The organism is Burkholderia sp. Bmkn7 (assembly GCF_041103175.1).
Taxonomy (GTDB): domain Bacteria; phylum Pseudomonadota; class Gammaproteobacteria; order Burkholderiales; family Burkholderiaceae; genus Burkholderia; species Burkholderia cepacia.
Window position 1 is genome coordinate 2382210 of record NZ_JBGCUH010000003.1, and the last position, 19786, is coordinate 2401995.

The following is a 19786-nucleotide window of genomic DNA, read 5'->3' on the forward strand; positions in this document are numbered from 1 at the left end:
AACGATGCAAAAACGGAATCTCGTGCTGAAAGCCGCCGCTGCGCTCATCGTCGGTAGCCTCGCGCTCACCGGTTGCACCACCACCCCCGACAAGCCGGACAACGCCGCGACCAACGCGTCGAAGCGCCAGGCAATCGACTCGAGCGTCGACGCCACGCTGTCGCGCATGTATTCCACGGTCAAGGGTTCGCGCGAACTCGTCGCGAAGTCGCGCGGCGTGCTCGTCTTCCCGGACGTGATCCAGGCCGGCTTCATCGTCGGCGGCCAGTCCGGCAACGGCGCACTGCGCGTCGGCGGCAGCACGGTCGGCTACTACAACACGTCGTCGCTGTCGGTCGGCCTGCAGGCCGGTGCGCAGTCGAAGGCGATCGTGTTCCTGTTCATGACGCAGGAAGCGCTCGACGAATTCCGCGGCTCGGACGGCTGGGCCGCCGGTGCCGGCGCGTCGGTCGCGCTCGTGAAGATGGGCGCGAACGGCGCGGTCGACACGACCACGGCCACCGCACCGGTCCAGGTCGTCGTGCTGACGAACGCGGGCCTGATGGGCGACGTGTCGATCAACGGCACGAAGGTCTCGAAGCTGAAGATCTGACGCTGGCGTGCCGCCCGTGCGCACCGCGCGCGGGCCACGCACGAACGGCGATGTCCTCGCGGGCATCGCCGTTTTTTTATCCGCGCGCGACGCGCGTCAGGTCGTCGAGTCGATGACCTTGAAGCGCGAGCGTTTCTGCGCGCGGATCACCGACTGGTAGACGTCGACATACTGCTGCGCCATGCGGCGCGACGTGAAGCGCGCCTCGAAGCGCTGCCGCACGCGCGCGCGCGGCAGCAGGTGCAGCCGGTTCACGGCGGCCACCGCGCTGATTTCATCCTCGACGATGAAACCCGACACGCCCTCGTCCACCACTTCAGGCACCGCGCCGCGATTGAACGCGATCACCGGCGTGCCGCACGACATCGCCTCGATCATCACGAGGCCGAACGGCTCCGGCCAGTCGATCGGAAACAGCAGCGCATGCGCGCCCGACAGGAACTCGGCCTTCTGGTGATCGGCGATCTCGCCGATGTATTCGACGTGCGGCAACGCGAAGAGCGGCTTGATCTCGCGCTCGAAGTATTCCTGGTCGGCCGCATCGACCTTCGCGGCGATCCTGATCGGCAACCCGCACTGACGGGCGATGCGGATCGCCGTGTCGACGCGCTTCTCCGGCGAGATGCGGCCGAGGAATGCGAGATAGCGCGGCTCGACGGGCTGCGGCATGTACAGCGTATCGGGCAGCCCGTGGTAGACGGTCGTCAGCCATTTCGCCTGCGGCAGCGGCTGGCGCTGCGAGTTCGAAATCGAGATCACCGGCGCCGTGTTGAACGTGTCGAACACCGGCTGCTGCTCGGGCAGGTCGAGCCGGCCGTGCAGCGTCGTCACGTAAGGCGTTTCCTGCCGGTTGAAGACCGAGAACGAGTAGTAATCCATGTGGAAATGGAGCACGTCGAAGTCCTTCGCGCGGCGCGCGACCGTCTCCATCAGCAGCATGTGCGGCGCGACCCGGTCGCGGATCGACGAGTCGAGCCGCAGTGCACGCGGCCAGACCGGCTCGAGCTTCGCCCGTGTCGTCGAATCGCCGCTGGCGAACAGCGTCACGTCATGACCGAGCTCGACGAGCGCCTCGGTGATGTAGGACACGACGCGCTCCGTGCCGCCGTACAGCTTCGGCGGCACCGATTCGGTCAGCGGCGCGATCTGGGCAATTCTCATGGTCCACGTCTCCTGTGTCCTGTCCGTTGCGGCACGGCCGGCGGGCCCTTGCGCTTTCGCGCGCGGCTCGCCCCGATGCAGCGCCCGCCGGACATCTCCTCATTATTCGCGATCCGGTTGCCCGGAACCGCCCGTCTTTCATTTTATGGGTGTTGTTACAGGCAGGATACATTCCGCCTGCCGGGCTGATATGGCCCCCGACACGGCCATCGCACCCGAACGCGCGCCGCGCCGCCCGTCAGCGCGACGGCCACTTCCATGCCGGCAGGTCGCGCGTGTCCGCGTCGACGAGCCCCGTCGCGCCGAGCTGCTTGTCGAGCACCAGCGATTCGCAGCCGGCCTCGCGCTCGAGCGTCGCGATGAGCCGCGCCGCGTGCGACACGACCAGTACCTGCGAATGCGGCGCCGCCTGCGCGATCAGGCGGCCGAGCGCCGGCAGCAGATCGGGATGCAGGCTGGTTTCCGGTTCGTTCAGCACCATCAGCGCCGGCGGTCGCGGTGTCAGCAGCGCCGCCGCGAGCAGCAGGTAACGCAGCGTGCCGTCCGACAGCTCGGCCGCCGCGAGCGGCCGCAGCAGCCCCGGCTGGCGCATCAGCACGTCGAAGCGGCCACGGCCGCCCGGATTGTCGATCTCGACCGACGCGCCCGGAAACGCGTCGTCGATCGCCGCATCGAGTGCCGCGCCGTCGCCGATTTCGCGAATCGTCTGCAGCGCGGCGGCCAGGTCGGCGCCGTCGTCCGCGAGCACCGGCGTATGGGTGCCGACGTGCGACTGCCGCGCGGGTGCCTGCGCATCGGTGCGGAAATGGTCGTAGAAGCGCCACGAGCGGATCCGTTCGCGCACCGCGATCATTTCCGGCGCACCGGTCGGATCGGCGAACTCGGTCATCATGCTGTCGAAGCTCGCCACCGGCTGCGGAATCGTCTGCCAGTCGCCGGTCGCGGTGCGCGCGCGGATCTGCGCGCCCTGCCGGTCGACCAGCAGCGTCGACGGGCGCAGCACCGCGCCGCCCCAGATGCACTCGCGCTTGACGACCGGATCGAGCGAGAACTGCGAGTGGCTCGGAATCGGCATGCCGAGATCGATCGAATAACCGAAATCGTCACAGGCGAAACCGAGCTTCAGGCTCACGGGCCCCTTGCGCACCGTGCCGGTGACCGGCGCGTCGCCGTCCAGCATCGCCCGCGAGAAACGCTCGGGGCCGGCCCACAGCGTCGACGGCAACCCGCCTTCGCGCGCGAGGGACGGGATCACGCGCCCCTGCGCGGTGTCGGCGAGCAGCCGCAGCGCGCGGTACACGCTCGACTTGCCGCTGCCGTTCGGCCCCGTGACGACGTTGAGCGCCGCGAGCGGCACGATCAGCTCGCGCAGCGAGCGGTAATTGGCAATGGCAAGCGTTTTCAGCACGGTCATGACGGTGACGGGCGGGCCGCTTTCAGCGGCCTTCGACGGCCTGCGGGTCGGCCGCGGTGTTGGCCGCCGTACTGGCGGCAGGGGCGCGCGCGTGCGGCCGTTCGGGATTCGGCGCATCCGGTGCGGAATCGTGCGGATACAGTTCCATCCGGCTGCGCGGCAGGCATTGCGGATAGCGGTCCTGCAGATAGGCGATCAACCCTTCGCGCACGCGGCAGCGCAGGTCCCAGCACGACGACGAGTCGGCCGCGCTGACCAACGCGCGCAACTGCATCGTGCGCTCCGTCGCGTCGGTCACCTGCAGCACCTGCACACGGCCGTCCCACTCCGGCGCCGCATGGACGAGCCGCGCGAGCTCCTCGCGCAGCGGCGCGAGCGGCGTACGGTAATCGACCGACAGGTAAACCGTGCCGATGATCTCCGAGCTGCTGCGCGTCCAGTTCGTGAACGGGTTCTCGATGATCCATTGCAGCGGCACGACGAGGCGCCGCTGGTCCCACAGCCGCACCGACACGAACGAACCGGTGATTTCCTCGATGCGCCCCCACTCGCCCTGGATCACGACCACGTCGTCGAGCCGGATCGGCTGCGTGAGCGCGATCTGCAGCCCGGCGATCAGGTTGCCGAGCACCGGCCGCGCGGCGATACCGGCGACCAGGCCCGCGACGCCGGCCGACGCCAGCAGGCTCGCGCCCACCTGGCGCACGTTCGGGAACGTCATCAGCGCGGCGCCGGTGCCGATGATCACGATCAGCACCATCACGGTCCGCACGAGCACCTTGGCCTGCGTATGGATGCGCCGCGCCTGGAGGTTGTCGGCCGTATCGATCGGATGGGCCTGGATGATCGCGTCGCCGACGCCGGCCGCGAGCCGCACCAGCAGCCACGTGAGCGACACGATCGAGCCGACCGCGGCCGCGGTGCGCATGCCGCGCACGAACGACATGCCGTCGTCCGCCTGGAGCCACACGAACTCGAGCGCCAGCAGCGCCAGCACGACGAGCGACGGCTTGTCGATGTAGCGCAGGATCGCGCTCATCAGCGGATACGGCTGCGCGAGGCGCTTGACGATGCGTGCGCCGAGGCGGTGCACGACCGTGACGACCAGTATGACGATGACCGACACGGCCAGCGTGCCGAGCCACGAATGCAGCGGCGCATCGGCGATGCGCTGCAGTTCCTCGATTGAAATCATCGGCGCCCTTCGGTGATGAGGCGTGCATGCCTCGTCCTGGGATGCGTCGGCGACGTCCGGGCCACGCGCGTGCCCGGACACGGCGTCAGATCAGTTGCCGCTCCTGCAGGGAAACGCCTTGCCGAGACCGAGCGACACCGCGGTGCTCGCGTTGTAGTCGGCCAGCTTCGGATTTTCCGCGATGTACTTGCGCACCGCGTCGGTCATCTGCTGCGCCCGGATGTCGGGCGGCAGGCAGAAATACTGGCCGACCCGCGGCCCCGTCGTGCCGCCGATCGCATCGATGGTGTTGTAGACGCCGTCGGCGGCACCTTCGATGTAGGCCGCGCACGACGCCCGCGACTTGACGTCCGTCTTCGCGCACAGCCGGTCGAGATCCGCGCCCGTGAAAGCCGCCGCCGACAACGGCACGGCAAACGCCGCGGCACAAAACATTGCGCGCAACATGGTGTTCCTTATGTCAATGCGGCCCGAGGCCGCCTGCTGCCCTGGCCGGCGCGGCGCCGGGATGCCCGGCTCCGGCCGGCATCCGGCCGGGCGGGCACCGTCTGCCGCACCGAAAACCGTCATTTTGCACTCTTTTGCGCGTCTGCCGGCGTCGATGCCCCGATGCGCGTCGTCCGCTTGCTCAGGATCTCGATCGCGTCCGGCGCGTTGTAGTGCTTCGCGAATTCGAGCGCGGTGATGCCGAGCTGGTTCTTCACCTGCGGATCGGCGCCCTGGTCGAGCAGCAGGGTCACCGTCGACGCATGGTTGCCGCGTGCGGCCATCATCAGCGGCGTCGTACCGTTCGGCGATGCGGTATCGATATACGCGTCGTGGTCGAGCAGCAGCTTCACGACCGCGTCCTGGCCGTTGGTGGCCGCGTAGTGCAGCGGCGCCCAGCCCTTCTTGCTGACTTCCGCGCCCTTGTCGACCAGCAGCTTCGCCAGGCCGAGGTCGCCGTTCAGCGACGCGAGCATCAGCGCGGTTTCGCCGGCCTTGTCTTCCTTCTCGAGGTCGACGTTCGGCGTCGCGGCGAGCGCCGCCGCGACCTTGTCGGACTTCTCGCGCGCGGCGATCACGATCAGCGGGTCGCCATTCGGCGCGATCGTGTTCGGGTCGAGCTTGCCGCTCTTGAGCTGCTTGCCGATGTCGGCGATGTCGTCGAACTTGACGGCCTTGACGATCGCGTCGAGCGATTCGGCATGTGCGCCGGCTGCCGCGAACAGGCCGCTCGCGACGAGCGCGGCGGCAACGAGTGCACGTTTCGGCAGATGGTTGGTCGGCTTCGTCATTGTTGTGGGCTCCTTCCCTGGGTTGTCGGCTGCGCGCACGTCATTAGCGGGCGATCTTGAACAGCCGGAAAAAGTTCTGCGTCGTCGCGTCGGCCAGTGCCTCGACGGCGATCCCGCGCTCGGACGCGATAAAGCGTCCGACATGGCTGACGTACGCAGGTTCATTCGGCTTGCCGCGATACGGCACCGGCGCGAGGTACGGCGAGTCGGTCTCGATCAGCAGCCGGTCGAGCGGCACGCGCCGCGCGACGTCCTGCACGTCGGTCGCGTTCTTGAACGTGACGATGCCCGACAGCGAGATATGGAAGTTCTGCGCGAGCGCCTGCTCGGCCACCGGCCACGGCTCGGTGAAGCAGTGCATCACGCCGCCCGGCACGTCCGCGCGCTCCTCGGCCATGATCCGCAGCGTGTCCTCCGACGACGAGCGCGTGTGGATGATCAGCGGCTTCATCGTCGCGGTCGCCGCGCGGATGTGCGTGCGAAAGCGTTCGCGCTGCCATTCCATGTCGGCGATCGAGCGGCCTTCGAGGCGGTAGTAGTCGAGGCCCGTTTCGCCGATCGCGACGACCTTCGGGTGCGCGGCCAGCTCGACGAGCTCCACGAGTGTCGGCTCGCGCATGTCCTCGTGATCGGGATGCACGCCGACCGATGCGTACACGTTGTCGTGCGCTTCGGCGATTGCGAGCACGTCGGGCAGCGTCTCGAGATCGACCGACACGCATAGCGCGTGCGTGACGTCGTGCTCGCGCATGTTCTCGAGCACGGCCGGCAGGCGGTCGGCCAGGCCCTTGAAATTGATATGGCAGTGAGAGTCGACGAACATCGTGTTTCCTGAATTCGTAAGGCGCGCGCTCATGCACGCGCCGGCATGCGGCAACAGGCGGCGTTCGCGGGCCGGCCGGCCACGGTCGCGTCGCGGCGTGAGCCGGTCATCGTTTCGCAACCCACGGGAAACAATGCCGGATCACGCGAAGATTTCCCGGTACCCGAGAAACAATTCCTCGAATACGAGCCGCGCGTTGAGCGGATGGTTCTCGACCGTCCGCTGTCGCGTCACGGCCTTCATGAAACGCGCGAACGCGTTCGCATCGACCGCTTCCGCACAGCGCGCGAGCGCCGCCGCATGCGTCGGAAAGTAGCGCGGCGCGCCCGCCATCCGCTGCGCGAGCAGGTCGTACAGCCAGCGCTGCAGCCAGCCGAGCACCAGCGGCACCGGCAGTTTCTGCAGCGTCTCGCCGCACGCGAACGGGTCGCATGCCGCACCGGCCGCGAGCTGCCCGAGCGTGTAGTCGCGCAGCGGGCGGTTCTCGTCGCTCGCGAGCGCCAGCGCGGCGAGCGGCGCGCCGCCGGCCTCGGCGAGCAGCGCGTCCGCATGCTCGACGCCCTGCGCCGCGAGCCAGGCCGCGGCCGCGTCGGGCGCCGGCACGGTCATCGGCCACTGCCGGCAGCGGCTGATGATCGTCGGCAGCAGGCGGTCGATACGCGCCGACACGAGCAGGAACACGACGCCGGACGGCGGCTCCTCCAGCGTTTTCAGCAGCGCATTCGACGCGGCGACGTTGAGCGCCTCGGCCGGATACAGCACGACGACGCGCGCGCCGCCGCGGTGCGAACCGACCCCGCAGAAGTCGAGCAGCGCGCGCACCTGCTCGATCTTGATTTCCTTGCTCGGCGCGCGGGTCTTCTTGCCGCCTTCGTCCGCGTCGGCCGCTTTCGGGTCGTCCGCGGCGCCCGGCGCCTCGCCCGCCAGCGCCTCGGGCAGCACGATCCGGTAGTCCGGATGATTGCCCTGCGAAAACCACGTGCAGGCCGCGCAGGCGCCGCACGGCTCGCCGTTCGGCTGCGGCGATTCGCACAGGAAGCCCTGCGCGAGATGCTGCGCGAACTGCAGCTTGCCGATCCCGGCCTGGCCATGCAGCAGCAGCGCATGCGGCCATTGCGCACGCAGTTGCTGCAAGCGGTTCCAGTCGTCGGTCTGCCACGGATAGATCATGTGGTGCGTTCCTTGCGAATTACAGCGCGGCGAGCACGCGCTCGAGCTGCTGGCGAATCTCGGGAATCGTCTGCGTCGCGTCGACGATCGCGAAGCGGTGCGGCGCCTCTTCCGCACGCCGCAGGTATTCGCCGCGCGTGCGCGCGAAGAACGCGTCGGATTCGCTTTCGAACTTGTCGGGCATGCGCGCGGCGCCGCGCCGCTCGCTCGCGACCTGCGGCGCGACGTCGAACAGCACCGTCAGGTCGGGCTGGAAGCCGCCCTGCACCCAGCGCTCGAGCGTCTCGAGCTTGTCGCGCGGCAGCCCGCGGCCGCCGCCCTGGTACGCGAACGTCGCATCGGTGAAGCGATCGGACACGACCCAGTCGCCGCGCGCGAGCGCCGGCTCGATCACGAGCGCGAGATGCTCGCGACGCGCGGCGAACATCAGCAGCGCTTCCGTCTCGAGATCCATCGGCTGGTTCAGCAGGATCTCCCGCAGTTTCTCGCCGAGCTGCGTGCCGCCCGGCTCGCGGGTGACGACGACCTGCCGGCCGGCCGAGGCCAGCTTGCCCTGGAGGCGTTCGCAGAACCATTGCAGGTGGGTGGTCTTCCCCGCCCCGTCGATGCCTTCGAACGTGATGAATTTACCGCTCGCCATTATTGACCTCGTATGTACTTGTCCACGGCCTTGTTGTGGTCGCCGAGCGTGTCCGAGAACACGCTCGTGCCATCGCCTTTCGCGACGAAATAGAGCGCGCTCGTCTGGGCCGGATTGATCGCCGCCTGCAACGCGGCGACGCCCGGCAACGCGATCGGCGTCGGCGGCAGCCCGCGTCGGGTGTAGGTATTGTAAGGAGTGTCGGCCTGCAGGTCGCGCTTGCGCAGGCGGCCGTCGTACGCGTCGCCGAGCCCGTAGATCACCGACGGATCGGTCTGCAGCGGCATGCCGATGCGCAGCCGGTTCGCGAACACGGCCGCGACGAACGCGCGATCGGCCGCATGGCCCGTTTCCTTCTCGACGATCGACGCGATCGTCAGCGCTTCGTAAGGCGTCTTGTACGGCAGGCCCGGCACGCGCGCGGCCCAGGCCTCGTCGAGACGCGTCTGCATCAGATGGTAGGCGCGCCGATAGATGTTCAGGTCGCTCGTGCCCTTGTCGAACAGGTAGGTATCGGGGAAGAACAGCCCCTCGCCGCTGCCGCGTTGCACCGCGTTGTCCGGCGCGCCGATCGCGCGCAGCAGCTCGGCGTCGCTCATGCCGGCCGTCGAGTGGGCAAGATCGGGGTTCGCATCGAGTTCCGCGCGCATCCGCTTGAAGGTCCAGCCTTCGATGACCGTCGCCACGTACTCGTTCACGTCGCCGCGCGCGATCTTCTGGAGCACCTCGTACGGCGTGATGCCGGTCTTGAATTCGTAGTTGCCGGACTTGAGCCGGCTCGACAGCCCGAGCACGCGCGTCATCGCGACGAAGCCGAGCGGCTCGACCGGCACGCCGCCGCGCCTGAGCTGCAGCGCGACGCTCTTCACGCTGCTGCGCGGCTTGATCGTGACGTCGAGCGATGCGGAACCCAGCAGCAGTGGCCGGGTTGCCCAGTAATACCCGCCGCCCGCGCCGGCAGCGGCCACAACGACGGCCAGCGCCACGATCGTCGCGGCGCATTTCTTCAGTAGGGACATGGAAACGTGACTCAGGTAAGACCCATATAATACTTGCTCGCCTTCGTCAAAGTCAGGGTTGACTGTTCCCTCATTCCATGAGCACACCGTTCGCTTCACCGGCTGCCCAGGCCGCATCTGCCTCGCTCCCCGTTTTCCCCCGCCCGTCCGCCGCCGATTTCGACGCGCCGGGCGCCTGCATGCCGCTGCCGCAGTTCGGCGTGATCGACGTGGCCGGCGACGACGCCGCGACGTTCCTGCATAGCCAGCTCACCAACGACATCGAGCATCTCGACGCCGCGAGCGCGCGGCTGTCCGGCTATTGCTCGCCGAAGGGGCGCCTCCTCGGATCGTTCCTCGCGTGGCGCGCCGGCCACGGCGTGCGCCTGCTGGTGTCGAAGGACGTGCAGCCCGCCGTGCAGAAGCGGCTGTCGATGTTCGTGCTGCGCGCGAAGGCGAAACTGACGGACGCGAGCGACACGCTCGCGGTGGCCGGCTTCGCGGGCGACGTGCGCGACGCGCTGTCGGGCATCTTCGACGCGCTGCCGGACGGCGTGCACGTGAAGGTCGACGGCCCGGCCGGCACGCTGATCCGCGTGCCCGATGCGGCCGGCCGCAAGCGCTATCTGTGGATCGGCCCGCGTGCGGAAGTCGATGCGCGCATCGCCGCGCTCGGCGGTACGCTGCCGGTCGTGTCGCCGGCCGTATGGGACTGGCTCGACATCCGCGCGGGCGAACCGCGCATCACGCAGCCTGCCGTCGAACAGTTCGTGCCGCAGATGGTCAACTTCGACGTGATCGGCGCCGTTAACTTCAGGAAAGGGTGCTACCCGGGCCAGGAAATCGTCGCACGCAGCCAGTACCGCGGCACGATCAAGCGCCGCACGGCGCTCGCGCACGTCGCCGGCGAGACCGATACCGTGCATGCCGGCGTCGAGCTGTTCCACAGCGACGATCCCGGCCAACCGTGCGGGATGATCGTCAACGCGGCGGCCGCGCCCGCGGGCGGCATCGACGCGCTCGTCGAGATCAAGCTCGCCGCGCTCGACAACGGCACGGTACACGTCGGTTCGGCCGACGGCCCGGCGCTCGCGTTCGACGCGCTGCCGTACGCATGGCCGACGGAAGCGTGACGCACTGACAACCCGTTCGCGCGCCGGCTCGCGAGTCGCAGCCGGCGCCCGATGTTTCCTGCGAGAGATTCGCCCGATGTGTCTGATTGCCTTCGACTGGCAGCCCGATGCCGCCGCCGGTCCCGTCTTTACCCTCATCGCCAACCGCGACGAGTTCTTTCGCCGGACGAGCGCGCCGCTTTCGTGGTGGGAGGACGTCCCGGGCGTACTGGCCGGCCGCGATCTCGAAGCGGGCGGCACGTGGCTCGGCGTGTCGCGCGACGGCCGGTTCGCCGCGCTGACGAACTACCGCGCGCCGTTCGACATTCGCGCCGGCGCGCCGACCCGTGGCAAGCTCGTGTCCGATTTCCTCGGCGGCCCGTCCGTTGCACCGCTCGACTATCTCGGGCGGCTGGCCGAGCATGCGGCCGTCTACAACGGCTTCAACCTGCTCGTCGGCGACTGGAGGCGGCGCGAACTCGCGTGGTTCTGCAATCGTGCGCCCGAAGGCGAAAGCGGCGTCGCCGCCCCCGTCGCGATCGCGCCCGGCGTGCATGCGCTGTCGAATGCGCGGCTCGATACGCCCTGGCCGAAAGTGGTGCGCAAACGCGCGGAACTCGGCACGCTGCTTACCGACAATCCGACCCCGTCGCTCGACGACCTGATCGCGTTGATGCGCGACCCGCATGTCGCGGACGACGACGCGCTGCCGCACACGGGCATTCCGATCGAGCGCGAACGTGCGCTGTCGGCCGCGTTCATCGAGACGCCCGAATACGGCACGCGCGGCACGACCGCACTGCGCGTCACGATGAAGGAAGGCGTGCGGCTCACGGTCGAGATCAAGGAGCGCTGCGACGACGACGGTTCGCACCGCACCGTGCGGCCGGGTTCGTTCGAGCGCGCATTCACGTTCGACCTAGACGCGACCCCGCCGCGCTGAGCGCGCGGGTGGGCGCCGTGCTACGGCGCGCGCGCCATCTCGACGTGCGGCACGCCCGCTTCGACGAACGGTTCGCCGACCGCCGTGAAGCCGTGCCGCAAGTAGAACGACACGGCCGAATCCTGCGCATAGAGCCGCACGACGATTTCGCCGCGGCGCCGCGCCGCGTCCAGCAGCGCGTCCAATACGGCCGACCCGACGCCCTGGCCGCGTGCATCGGCCAGCACCGCGACGCGGCCGATCGTGCCCGACGGCAGCAGCCGCCCCGTCGCGACCGCGCGGCGCACGCCGGTCGCCGCATCGACCCGGTACGCCACCGCATGGAGCGATAGCGGATCGTCGTCGTCGAGTTCCCATTCCGGCGGAATCTGCTGCTCGCGCACGAACACCGCGTCGCGGATCCGCGCGGCGTCGCCGCCGAGCACCGCCCAGTCGCCCGTTTCCACCACGCCGTCCGTCATCGCAGCCCTCCACGCGGCGCGCGCGCCGTCAAATGCCGTCAAACGTCGTCAAACATCGTCGAATGCGGCCTTCAGTGCCGCGACCGCGTCGGCATGCGCGGCCCGCACCTCGGGGATGTAGCCGCCCATCTTGAAGAATTCGTGGATCATCCCCGGATAGCAGACCAGCGTGACCGCATTGCCCGCCGCACGCAACTTCTCCGCATACGCGGCACCCTCGTCGCTCAACGGATCGTATTCGGCCGTCGCGATCCACGCCGGCGCGACGCCCGCGAACGACGGCGCATCGTGCGTGCCGTCGAGCGGTGCGAAACGCCAGTCGTCGCGATCCGCCCGATCGCGCACGTATTGCGTGAAGAACCACTGGATCGTGTCCTGCGTCAGCAAGTAGCCGTTCGCGAGCCGTGCGTGCGATCCGGTGTCCTGGTAGCCCGTCACGCCCGGATAGATCAGCATCTGCAGCGCAAGGCGAATGCCCGAGTCGCGTGCGAGCACCGCGCAGACGGTCGCGAGCGTGCCGCCCGCGCTGTCGCCGCCGACGGCCAGCCGTTCGGCATCGATGCCGAACATAGCGGCCTCGCGATGCAGCCATTGCAACGCGTCGTCGGCGTCGTTCACCGCGGTCGGGAACCGATGCTCCGGCGCGAGCCGGTAGCCGACCGACAGCACCGCACACTGCGCGTCGTGCGCGAACATCCGGCACAACGCGTCGTGCGTATCGACGCTGCCGACCGTGAAACCGCCGCCGTGGTAGTACACGAGCGCAGGCAGCGGCTCCGCGAGGCTCGGCGCGACCGGCAGGTACAGCCGCGCGCCGATCGTGCGGCCATCGCGCGTCGGGACGACGCACTCCTCGACCGAATGCATCGGCGCCGGTGCGACGTCGAGGATCGGCGCGCTCTTCTCGTACGCGGCGCGCGCCTGCTGCGGCGTCTGGTGATGGTAGGACGGACGTTTCGCGCGCTCGATCATGTCGAGCACCTGGGCGATCTTCGGATTCAGCGGCATCGATAAGGACGGCGCCAGTGCGACGCCGTGAACGGACAAGCGTCACATGATGCCACGCCCTCGTCGCGCGGGCGCGGTGCGCAATCCCGGCCCTCTCTCGGCCTGCCGCGAACGCGTTCGACGGTACACCTGCGACGTGCAAAACAAAACGGCCCTGCCGACAAAGCGGCAGGGCCGTGCGTCCCGGCGCTTATGCGTCGCTCGGGCCGGGCTGGGCGTCCGGCGCCGTGCGCGAGCGTTGCCGCTTGATGTCGCGGCCCACCGCGAGCCGCCGCATGTACTTGAACGTGCCGAGCGCCTTCGCGACGAAATTGCCGTCGCTGTCGCGCACTTCGCCTTCACAGTAGGCCATCGTCGTCGAGCGATGCATCACGCGCCCGTAAGCGCGCAACTCGCCGCGCCCCGGCTGCATGAAGTTCACCTTCATCTCGACCGTCACGACGCCGACACCGTCGTCGGTCAGGCTGCGCGCGGCCATCGCGAGGGCGATGTCCGCGAGCGTCATCGTCACACCGCCGTGCGCGATGCTCCACGTGTTCATGTGCCGCTCTTCGAGCGGCAGCACGAGCTCGCTCGCCCCGTCCTTCGCGGACACGAGCTGCACGCCGAGCAGGTCGACGAACGGGCTTTCGATCGACGGGCCGTCCGTCGGGGTTGCCGCGTCGCTCATCGTGCGCTGTCGACGATGTAGTCGACGCATTCGCGCGACTCGGCCACCGCGACGACGAATTTCTTCACTTCCTGGTGAACCGGGTGCACCTGGTAGGCATCGAGCGCGGCCTTGTCCGCGAAATCGGACACGAGCACGATGTCGGCGGTCGCGTCGAGGCCGGGCGTTGCCACGCCGACGTCGATCTGCAGCGTGCCCGGCACGAGGTCGCGGCAGCCCTCGAGCTTTTCCTTCAGCTTCAGCGCGTTCTGCGCGCGCGTCGCGCCTTCGGCCGATTCCTTCAACTTCCACATGACGATATGTCTGATCACTTCGGTTGCTCCAGTTCGTTGGTGTTCACGATGCGGGCTCGGCCCGCCTCGTGGCCGGCCGGGTGATGCCCGGCCAGTCGTCTGCCCGCTTCGCTTGCACGCGGTCGCGGCAACGGAGGGAAAACTCGTATCGAATCGGCTGTCGCCCGGCCTTTCCGGCGACGATACGCGCAATTTCACCGTGTCGCTCACCGACGGCGCGATCCGCGCAAGCGGCGGCAATCGCCAAGCCTACCAAACTTGAAGGCTCCGATGGAACGATCGCGCACCTTCCATTGAATCGCGGGAACGCGGCTTGCCCGGCTTCGCGTGCGTCGCTTCGCGCAAGTCTGCGCGCCTCGGCAATCGCCCGCGCAAACTGGACGATTCAATTCCGGCACGGCAGCAATCGGCAAAATGAAACGTCATTGCCGATTATTTATTCACCGAATATCCGGATTCCAATACCCGCCTTCATTAAATCGCATAATTTACCGACTCAACGAGTAATAGTTACGATCGCTTTTTTCGCAAAACAGCCTGAAATCAGAAAAACGCCATTGACTTCGATTCTTCTGAAAATTTAGAATTCCCTACAGCGGCTTACGATTGATTTTCTCCCGCCGCACACAAGCCGGCACGCGCCTCCACGAACGCCGCCCGCCTTGCCTTTTCTCGCTTCACGTCGGGGCGGCGTCCCTTGCCGTTTCAGCTTTCGGCATTTATCGCCTGTTTGCCAATTTCCTGCTCGATTCACTCACCGCAACAGCATCACATCCTGATTAACACCCGGCATTCACTCGAATGCCCGCGACACGGTACCAAACGGACAACAGATCCGTTCATTCGACCATCCCGATAAAAAATCGCCAGTCATCAGGAGGGACATCAACATGCATCGCCTTGTGAAGTCGCTGTGCCTCGGATTCATCTGCGCCGGCCTGCTCGCGGCCTGCAACGACGACGACGTCAAATCGAACAGCCCGCCGTCGAACAACGCCGCCCTATCGTTCCGCATGGACGCCGGCGGCCAGATCAACGCGTTCTACCGGCAGGACAAGGTCGCCGCGCACCTGCTGGTGCGCTCGTCGACGAAACCGCGCCTGCTCGTGGTCTTCCCCGCCGGCAACAGCGGCACGGGGCTGTGGTTCGACGACACCGCGCAGCCGGTGAACTGGAGCCTCGACACGCCGCCGTCCGCGCTGTCGGCACCCGACGCGCACGGCCGCCCGCTGTACGGCATCGGCGCCGACGTGTCGGTGGACACCGGCACGCTGACGATCCGCCAGGGCGTGCTCAGCAACGTGCGCTTCCTGCGCGACTTCAACGGCGGCGCAACGATTCCGCAACAGATTCTCGCCGCGCCGACGGTCCAGGGCAGCGCCGCGCAATGGCAACGCGACCGGATCGACGGCGCGCCCGGCTATTCGCTGCGCATCACGTTGCGCGACGGCGGCAGCATCGTGCCGGCTGCGGGCGGCAAGCTCGTCCTGAGCGCACCCGCGGGCTCGCACACGCTGCGGCTGCATGTCGATGCGCTGTCGGGCGAGACGCCGTTGTCGCCGATCACGCGCGCGGATCTGCTCGCGCCGTCGGTGAACCCCGACCCCGTGAGCCAGAACGTGCTCGAATTCCTGAGCTTCCACGACAAGCTGCTGGCGGGCTCGTGGCAGTACGACACCTACTTCGGCCGCGACACGCTGATCTCGGTTCGCATGCTGATGCCCGTGCTCGAACCCGCGGCGATCGAGGCCGGCCTGTCGTCGGTGCTGAGCCGGCTGTCGGCCGACGGCAAGGTCGCGCACGAGGAAGGCATCGGCGAGTTCGCACTCGTCGACAACCAGAAGAACGGGAAACCGAACGATCCGACGCCGACCTACGACTACAAGATGATCGACAGCGACTACCTGCTCGCGCCGATCGCGGCCGCGTGGCTGATCGACGATACGCGCGGCCAGGCGCGTGCGGCTGCGTATCTGGCCCAGCGCGGCAGCGACGGGCAGACCAACGGCGCCCGCCTGGTCGTCAACCTGCTGCACGTCGCGACCACCGCGCAGCCGTTCGCGCAGCAGCCGTCGGTCGCGAACCTGATCCACCTGCGGCCCGGCGAGATCGTCGGCAACTGGCGCGACAGTACCGATGGGCTCGGCGGCGGCGTCTACCCGTATGACGTGAACGCGGTGCTCGTGCCGGCCGCGTTGCGCGCGGCGAACGCGTTCCTCGCGCGCGGCCTGCTCGATCCGTACCTGGATGCCGGACAGCGCGCGACGCTCGCCAACACGGCGAACCAGGCAGCCACATGGGAAACGCAGGCGCCGCCGCTGTTCCAGGTCAGCGTGCCGGCCGCGCAGGCGACCGCCGACGTGTCGGCCTATGCGCCGTCCGCCGGCGTGCCGCCCGGTGCCGCGCCAAGCGCACCGATGGCCTTCTACGCGCTCTCGCTCGATCAGCAGGGCAATCCGATTCCGGTGATGAACTCCGATGGCGGCTTCGCGTTGCTGTTCGGCACACCGCCGGACGACCAGCTCCAGCGGATCGTCGCCGACGTCACGCGGCCGTTCCCGACCGGGCTCGTGACCGATGCCGGCATGCTGATCGCGAACCCTGCGTATGCGAGCCAGGCACTGTGGCCGAAGTTCACGAGTTCCGCCTATCACGGCACGGTGATCTGGTCGTGGCAGCAGGCGATGTGGGTGGCCGGTCTCGATCGCCAGCTCGCGCGCCAGGACCTGTCGGCCGCGACCCGCACGCTGCTCGCGCAGGCGCGGCAGACGATCTGGCAGGTGATCTCGAACGGGCGCGACATGCGGACGTCGGAAATGTGGACGTGGTCCTACGTGAACGGCAAGTACCAGACCGACGCGTTCGGCACGCGCAGCGCCGATGCGACCGAAGCCAACGCGGCACAGCTCTGGAGTACGACGTATCTCGCGATCCGCGATCCGCAGCAGCGCGCGGGCAAGTATTGGTGGCAGGCGTCGCGGCAGATGCAGGATGCGCAGCCGGAAAACGCGGCGGCCCTGGCATCGCGCTAGTTGCGTATCGCCCGTCGCATGCCGACCGGACATGCCGAAGCCACGGGTACGTTACCTCGCCCGGGGCTTGGGCGGAAATCGAAACGATCGACACGCCTTCGGCACGGCCGCGTTGCCGAACGTCCCGCGTGCCACGCCACCCCGCGTCACCGCGACACGACGCGGTTTCGCCCTTCCCGCTTCGCCTGGTACAACCGTTCGTCGACGACGCGCAGCAACGCGTCGACCGTGCTGCCGTCGACCCCGTATTGCGCGACGCCGACGCTGACCGTCACCTGCACGCGCTTGAAATCGAGCCCGAACGGCGAACTCGCGATCGACGAGCGCACGCGCTCGGCCGTCATCCGCGCGCCTTCGAGCGGCATCTCGGGCAGCAGCGCCATGAACTCCTCGCCGCCGACCCGCGCGAGCCCGCCGGCCGGCCGGATCGCGTCGAGGCACTGACGCACGACGCCGCGCAGCACCTCGTCGCCGATCTGGTGCCCGTACGCATCGTTGATGTTCTTGAAATTGTCGAGATCGAGTGCGAGCAGGCAGAACGGCGTGCCGTCGCGCTCGGCCCGAACCATCTCGCGCTCGACCTGCGCGATGAACTGCCGGCGGTTCGACGCGCCCGTCATCGGATCGGTCGCGGCCATGTATTCGAGCTTCTGGTTCGTGCGCCGCAGTTCCTGCAGCGCGCTCTCGGTGCGCGCCATCGATTCCGACAGCCGGCTCATCAGGTCTTCCTGGCTGTAGATCGCCGAGAACGAGCGCGTCGTCTGCAGCGCCTGCACGACGCCGTAGCTGAGCAGGAAGAAGCCGCCCGCGAAAATCGCGTGCGCGAGCCACCACATGTGATTCCACGGCTTGCCGAGAATGAACGCCAGCGACGACAGCGCAAACGCCATGATCGACACGCCGTAGATCACCATCAGCGGCGAGCGGATCCGGCGCGCGAGCAGCATGGCGACGTTCAGCAGCGAGAACACGAGCGCGCCGCCTTCCATCGACAGCCGCGTGCCCGGCGCGCCCGCGACCGGCGAATACGCGATGTACGCCACGACGACGTTGACGATCACGAAGAACACGATCCACGGCAGCCACGTGCGCACGCTCGTGCGCTTGTCGAAGCGATCGGGCGGACGGGCATAGGACAGCAGGCCCGTGAGCAGCAGGATCGACATCACGAGCCGCGACGCGGGCCCGTACAGCAGGAACAGCCAGATATTGTGATGCGCCATCCCGGTGAACGCACCGTGCAGCGCGTAGATCATCGCGAAGCCGAGAAAGCCGAGTGTCAGCCAGCGCAGCAGCGGTTCGCCGGACGACCGGTAGCACACCCACGTCACGTAGGTAACGAACCCGCCCTCGAGGGTCGCGGCCGCGATCGCGATTTCATGGAACGCGTGGTTCTCGAACACCGCGTGCGGGTCGCTGAAGAACCACAGATAGGCGATCAGATAGGCGGGCAGCAACGCGAATCCGACCAGCAGGCATTTCGCGTAGAGCCTCGCGGCCGCGCTGACGACGCGCGGCGGTTCCCCGGCTGCATAGGTCGTACTCATTCGGTCCCCGGTCGGTCTGCTGCGTTGGTTCGAACCTTCGCGGCACGGATCGTGCGACGCACGATCCGGCCCATCGTGCCGAAAGGCAAATGTCAGAGCAAGTATAGGTGGGGCAAATTGTTTGACAAGTAAGGGGAAACGGCATTGCCCGGCGCACGCCTTTTGCTTCCCGATTGTTTCGAATGGCGGTTCAGTCGCGCCGATTCGCATCGCGGCCGCCTGCCTCGCCGAAGCGAAGCCGCGGCCGCCACCCGCCAAAGATCAGAGGATTTCGAACAGGCCGGCCGCCCCCTGCCCGCCGCCGATGCACATCGTGACGACCACGTACTTCACGCCGCGCCGCTTGCCTTCGATCAGCGCGTGGCCCGTCAGGCGCGCGCCCGACACGCCGTACGGATGGCCGACCGCGATCGCGCCGCCGTTCACGTTCAGGCGATCCTCAGGAATCCCGAGTGTATCGCGGCAGTACAGCACCTGCACCGCGAACGCTTCGTTCAGTTCCCACAGGCCGATATCGTCGACCTTCAGCCCCGCCTGCTTCAGCAGCTTGGGCACCGCGAACACGGGGCCGATGCCCATCTCGTCCGGCTCGCAGCCCGCCACCGCGAAACCGCGGAATACGCCGAGCGGCTGCAGCCCTTCGCGCTGCGCGGCGTCGGCGCTCATGACGACGCAGGCCGACGCGCCGTCCGAGAACTGGCTGGCGTTGCCGGCGGTGATCACGCCGCCCGGCACGGCCGACCGGATCTTCGACACGCCTTCGAGCGTCGTGTCCGGGCGGATCCCTTCGTCGGCCGATACCGTCACTTCCTTCGTGAACAGACGGCCCGTGGCCTTGTCGGCGATGCCCGCGAGCACCGTGATCGGCACGATCTCGTCGCGAAAGCGTCCGGCTTCCTGCGCGGCCGCGGCACGCAGTTGCGACTGCACGCCGTACTCGTCCTGCCGCTCCTTCGAGATGCCGTAGCGCTTCGCGACGTTCTCGGCCGTCTGCAGCATGTTCCAGTAGATCTCGGGCTTGTGCTGCGCGAGCCAGCCTTCCTGGATCATGTGGTGGTTCATCTCGTTCTGCACGCACGAGATCGATTCGACGCCGCCCGCGACGTACACCTCGCCTTCGCCCGCGATGATCCGCTGCGCGGCCAGCGCGATGGTCTGCAGCCCCGACGAGCAGAAGCGGTTCACCGTCATTCCCGGCACGCTCACGGGCAGCCCCGCGCGCAAGGCGATCTGCCGCGCGATGTTCGCGCCGGTCGCGCCTTCGGGGTTCGCGCACCCCATGATCACGTCCTCGACGCGCGCGGGGTCGAGCTTCGCGCGTTCGAGCGCGGCCGCGACCACGTGGCCGCCGAGCGTCGCGCCGTGCGTCATGTTGAAAGCACCGCGCCAGGATTTCGCCAGCGGCGTGCGGGCGGTCGATACGATTACGGCTTCGGTCATGCGAGTCTCC

At 68.1% G+C, this 19786-nt stretch carries 19 protein-coding genes; 4 read left to right on the forward strand and 15 right to left on the reverse strand.

Going from position 1 to position 19786, the window contains the following annotated elements:
• Nucleotides 1–4: 4 nt before the first annotated feature.
• A complete protein-coding gene (locus AB3K92_RS32630; protein ID WP_011352325.1) occupies nucleotides 5–592 on the forward strand; it encodes a YSC84-related protein in 588 nt (195 codons plus the stop codon).
• A 96-nt stretch (nucleotides 593–688) separates the two neighbouring features.
• On the opposite strand, the gene AB3K92_RS32635 is transcribed toward AB3K92_RS32630, so the two are convergent.
• The 9 genes from AB3K92_RS32635 to mltG all read right to left on the reverse strand — a co-directional run bounded on the left by AB3K92_RS32635 (nucleotide 689) and on the right by mltG (nucleotide 9291).
• Nucleotides 689–1753: a glycosyltransferase family 4 protein gene (locus AB3K92_RS32635; protein ID WP_021162641.1), complete on the reverse strand. Its 1065-nt coding sequence runs from the start codon at nucleotides 1751–1753 to the stop codon at nucleotides 689–691.
• Between the two features lie 238 nt (nucleotides 1754–1991).
• Nucleotides 1992–3167: an AAA family ATPase gene (locus AB3K92_RS32640; protein ID WP_369466586.1), complete on the reverse strand. Its 1176-nt coding sequence runs from the start codon at nucleotides 3165–3167 to the stop codon at nucleotides 1992–1994.
• A 22-nt stretch (nucleotides 3168–3189) separates the two neighbouring features.
• Nucleotides 3190–4362, reverse strand: a complete 1173-nt coding sequence (locus AB3K92_RS32645) for a mechanosensitive ion channel family protein (protein ID WP_059494204.1) — start codon at nucleotides 4360–4362, stop codon at nucleotides 3190–3192.
• 90 nt (nucleotides 4363–4452) lie between these two features.
• Complete coding sequence (locus AB3K92_RS32650; protein ID WP_006485939.1) at nucleotides 4453–4809, reverse strand: Rap1a/Tai family immunity protein; 357 nt, start codon at nucleotides 4807–4809, stop codon at nucleotides 4453–4455.
• A gap of 119 nt (nucleotides 4810–4928) precedes the next feature.
• Nucleotides 4929–5639 (reverse strand): ankyrin repeat domain-containing protein, encoded by a 711-nt coding sequence (locus AB3K92_RS32655; RefSeq protein ID WP_021162644.1) that lies wholly within the window; start codon nucleotides 5637–5639, stop codon nucleotides 4929–4931.
• Between the two features lie 43 nt (nucleotides 5640–5682).
• The gene (locus AB3K92_RS32660) at nucleotides 5683–6462 is read right to left on the reverse strand and encodes a TatD family hydrolase (protein WP_318826924.1); all 780 of its coding nucleotides are present in this window, start codon (nucleotides 6460–6462) and stop codon (nucleotides 5683–5685) included.
• Between the two features lie 141 nt (nucleotides 6463–6603).
• Complete coding sequence (locus AB3K92_RS32665; protein WP_059687383.1) at nucleotides 6604–7632, reverse strand: DNA polymerase III subunit delta'; 1029 nt, start codon at nucleotides 7630–7632, stop codon at nucleotides 6604–6606.
• 19 nt (nucleotides 7633–7651) lie between these two features.
• Nucleotides 7652–8272: a dTMP kinase gene (tmk, locus tag AB3K92_RS32670; protein WP_021162647.1), complete on the reverse strand. Its 621-nt coding sequence runs from the start codon at nucleotides 8270–8272 to the stop codon at nucleotides 7652–7654.
• Entirely contained in the window at nucleotides 8272–9291 is a 1020-nt protein-coding gene (mltG, locus tag AB3K92_RS32675) for an endolytic transglycosylase MltG (protein WP_021162648.1), read from the reverse strand. The genes tmk and mltG overlap by 1 nt, the downstream gene beginning before the upstream one ends.
• Nucleotides 9292–9368: 77 nt before the next feature.
• On the opposite strand from mltG, the gene AB3K92_RS32680 reads away from it, so the two are divergent.
• Entirely contained in the window at nucleotides 9369–10403 is a 1035-nt protein-coding gene (locus AB3K92_RS32680; RefSeq protein ID WP_042977209.1) for a folate-binding protein YgfZ, read from the forward strand.
• A gap of 76 nt (nucleotides 10404–10479) precedes the next feature.
• Nucleotides 10480–11325 (forward strand): NRDE family protein, encoded by an 846-nt coding sequence (locus AB3K92_RS32685; protein ID WP_021162650.1) that lies wholly within the window; start codon nucleotides 10480–10482, stop codon nucleotides 11323–11325.
• 20 nt (nucleotides 11326–11345) lie between these two features.
• Here the strand turns inward: AB3K92_RS32685 and AB3K92_RS32690 are convergent, their stop codons facing one another.
• From AB3K92_RS32690 to AB3K92_RS32705, 4 genes are all read right to left on the reverse strand, one after another.
• Nucleotides 11346–11786 carry a GNAT family N-acetyltransferase gene (locus AB3K92_RS32690; RefSeq protein ID WP_021162651.1) on the reverse strand — a complete coding sequence of 147 codons (441 nt, stop codon included), beginning with the start codon at nucleotides 11784–11786 and terminating at the stop codon, nucleotides 11346–11348.
• A 48-nt stretch (nucleotides 11787–11834) separates the two neighbouring features.
• A complete protein-coding gene (locus AB3K92_RS32695) occupies nucleotides 11835–12794 on the reverse strand; it encodes an alpha/beta hydrolase (protein ID WP_318826927.1) in 960 nt (319 codons plus the stop codon).
• 190 nt (nucleotides 12795–12984) lie between these two features.
• Complete coding sequence (locus AB3K92_RS32700; protein WP_011352338.1) at nucleotides 12985–13464, reverse strand: PaaI family thioesterase; 480 nt, start codon at nucleotides 13462–13464, stop codon at nucleotides 12985–12987.
• The gene (locus tag AB3K92_RS32705; RefSeq protein ID WP_027787175.1) at nucleotides 13461–13775 is read right to left on the reverse strand and encodes a Dabb family protein; all 315 of its coding nucleotides are present in this window, start codon (nucleotides 13773–13775) and stop codon (nucleotides 13461–13463) included. Before AB3K92_RS32705 ends, AB3K92_RS32700 begins: the two co-directional genes overlap by 4 nt.
• Before the next feature lie 872 nt (nucleotides 13776–14647).
• Between AB3K92_RS32705 and AB3K92_RS32710 the strand changes: the two genes are divergently transcribed.
• On the forward strand, nucleotides 14648–16789 hold the full coding sequence (locus AB3K92_RS32710) for a hypothetical protein (protein WP_369466587.1): 2142 nt from the start codon (nucleotides 14648–14650) through the stop codon (nucleotides 16787–16789).
• A gap of 146 nt (nucleotides 16790–16935) precedes the next feature.
• Here AB3K92_RS32710 and AB3K92_RS32715 read toward each other — a convergent pair whose 3' ends face one another.
• Together AB3K92_RS32715 and AB3K92_RS32720 are read right to left on the reverse strand one after the other, a co-directional pair.
• Nucleotides 16936–18336, reverse strand: a complete 1401-nt coding sequence (locus tag AB3K92_RS32715; protein WP_021163392.1) for a GGDEF domain-containing protein — start codon at nucleotides 18334–18336, stop codon at nucleotides 16936–16938.
• 261 nt (nucleotides 18337–18597) lie between these two features.
• The gene (locus AB3K92_RS32720; protein WP_027787172.1) at nucleotides 18598–19776 is read right to left on the reverse strand and encodes an acetyl-CoA C-acyltransferase; all 1179 of its coding nucleotides are present in this window, start codon (nucleotides 19774–19776) and stop codon (nucleotides 18598–18600) included.
• Nucleotides 19777–19786 lie beyond the last annotated feature (10 nt).

What these genes read in the sequence shown, in the direction of transcription:
- AB3K92_RS32695 (WP_318826927.1), bottom strand. Translation starts at nt 12,794, where the DNA reads ATGCCGCTGAATCCGAAGATCGCCCAGGTGCTCGACATGATCGAGCGC.
- AB3K92_RS32640 (WP_369466586.1), bottom strand. Translation starts at nt 3,167, where the DNA reads ATGACCGTGCTGAAAACGCTTGCCATTGCCAATTACCGCTCGCTGCGC.
- AB3K92_RS32660 (WP_318826924.1), bottom strand. Translation starts at nt 6,462, where the DNA reads ATGTTCGTCGACTCTCACTGCCATATCAATTTCAAGGGCCTGGCCGAC.
- AB3K92_RS32720 (WP_027787172.1), bottom strand. Translation starts at nt 19,776, where the DNA reads ATGACCGAAGCCGTAATCGTATCGACCGCCCGCACGCCGCTGGCGAAA.
- AB3K92_RS32680 (WP_042977209.1), top strand. Translation starts at nt 9,369, where the DNA reads ATGAGCACACCGTTCGCTTCACCGGCTGCCCAGGCCGCATCTGCCTCG.
- AB3K92_RS32690 (WP_021162651.1), bottom strand. Translation starts at nt 11,786, where the DNA reads ATGACGGACGGCGTGGTGGAAACGGGCGACTGGGCGGTGCTCGGCGGC.
- AB3K92_RS32700 (WP_011352338.1), bottom strand. Translation starts at nt 13,464, where the DNA reads ATGAGCGACGCGGCAACCCCGACGGACGGCCCGTCGATCGAAAGCCCG.
- AB3K92_RS32630 (WP_011352325.1), top strand. Translation starts at nt 5, where the DNA reads ATGCAAAAACGGAATCTCGTGCTGAAAGCCGCCGCTGCGCTCATCGTC.
- AB3K92_RS32655 (WP_021162644.1), bottom strand. Translation starts at nt 5,639, where the DNA reads ATGACGAAGCCGACCAACCATCTGCCGAAACGTGCACTCGTTGCCGCC.
- AB3K92_RS32650 (WP_006485939.1), bottom strand. Translation starts at nt 4,809, where the DNA reads ATGTTGCGCGCAATGTTTTGTGCCGCGGCGTTTGCCGTGCCGTTGTCG.
- AB3K92_RS32665 (WP_059687383.1), bottom strand. Translation starts at nt 7,632, where the DNA reads ATGATCTATCCGTGGCAGACCGACGACTGGAACCGCTTGCAGCAACTG.
- AB3K92_RS32635 (WP_021162641.1), bottom strand. Translation starts at nt 1,753, where the DNA reads ATGAGAATTGCCCAGATCGCGCCGCTGACCGAATCGGTGCCGCCGAAG.
- AB3K92_RS32685 (WP_021162650.1), top strand. Translation starts at nt 10,480, where the DNA reads ATGTGTCTGATTGCCTTCGACTGGCAGCCCGATGCCGCCGCCGGTCCC.
- tmk (WP_021162647.1), bottom strand. Translation starts at nt 8,272, where the DNA reads ATGGCGAGCGGTAAATTCATCACGTTCGAAGGCATCGACGGGGCGGGG.
- AB3K92_RS32645 (WP_059494204.1), bottom strand. Translation starts at nt 4,362, where the DNA reads ATGATTTCAATCGAGGAACTGCAGCGCATCGCCGATGCGCCGCTGCAT.
- mltG (WP_021162648.1), bottom strand. Translation starts at nt 9,291, where the DNA reads ATGTCCCTACTGAAGAAATGCGCCGCGACGATCGTGGCGCTGGCCGTC.
- AB3K92_RS32710 (WP_369466587.1), top strand. Translation starts at nt 14,648, where the DNA reads ATGCATCGCCTTGTGAAGTCGCTGTGCCTCGGATTCATCTGCGCCGGC.
- AB3K92_RS32715 (WP_021163392.1), bottom strand. Translation starts at nt 18,336, where the DNA reads ATGAGTACGACCTATGCAGCCGGGGAACCGCCGCGCGTCGTCAGCGCG.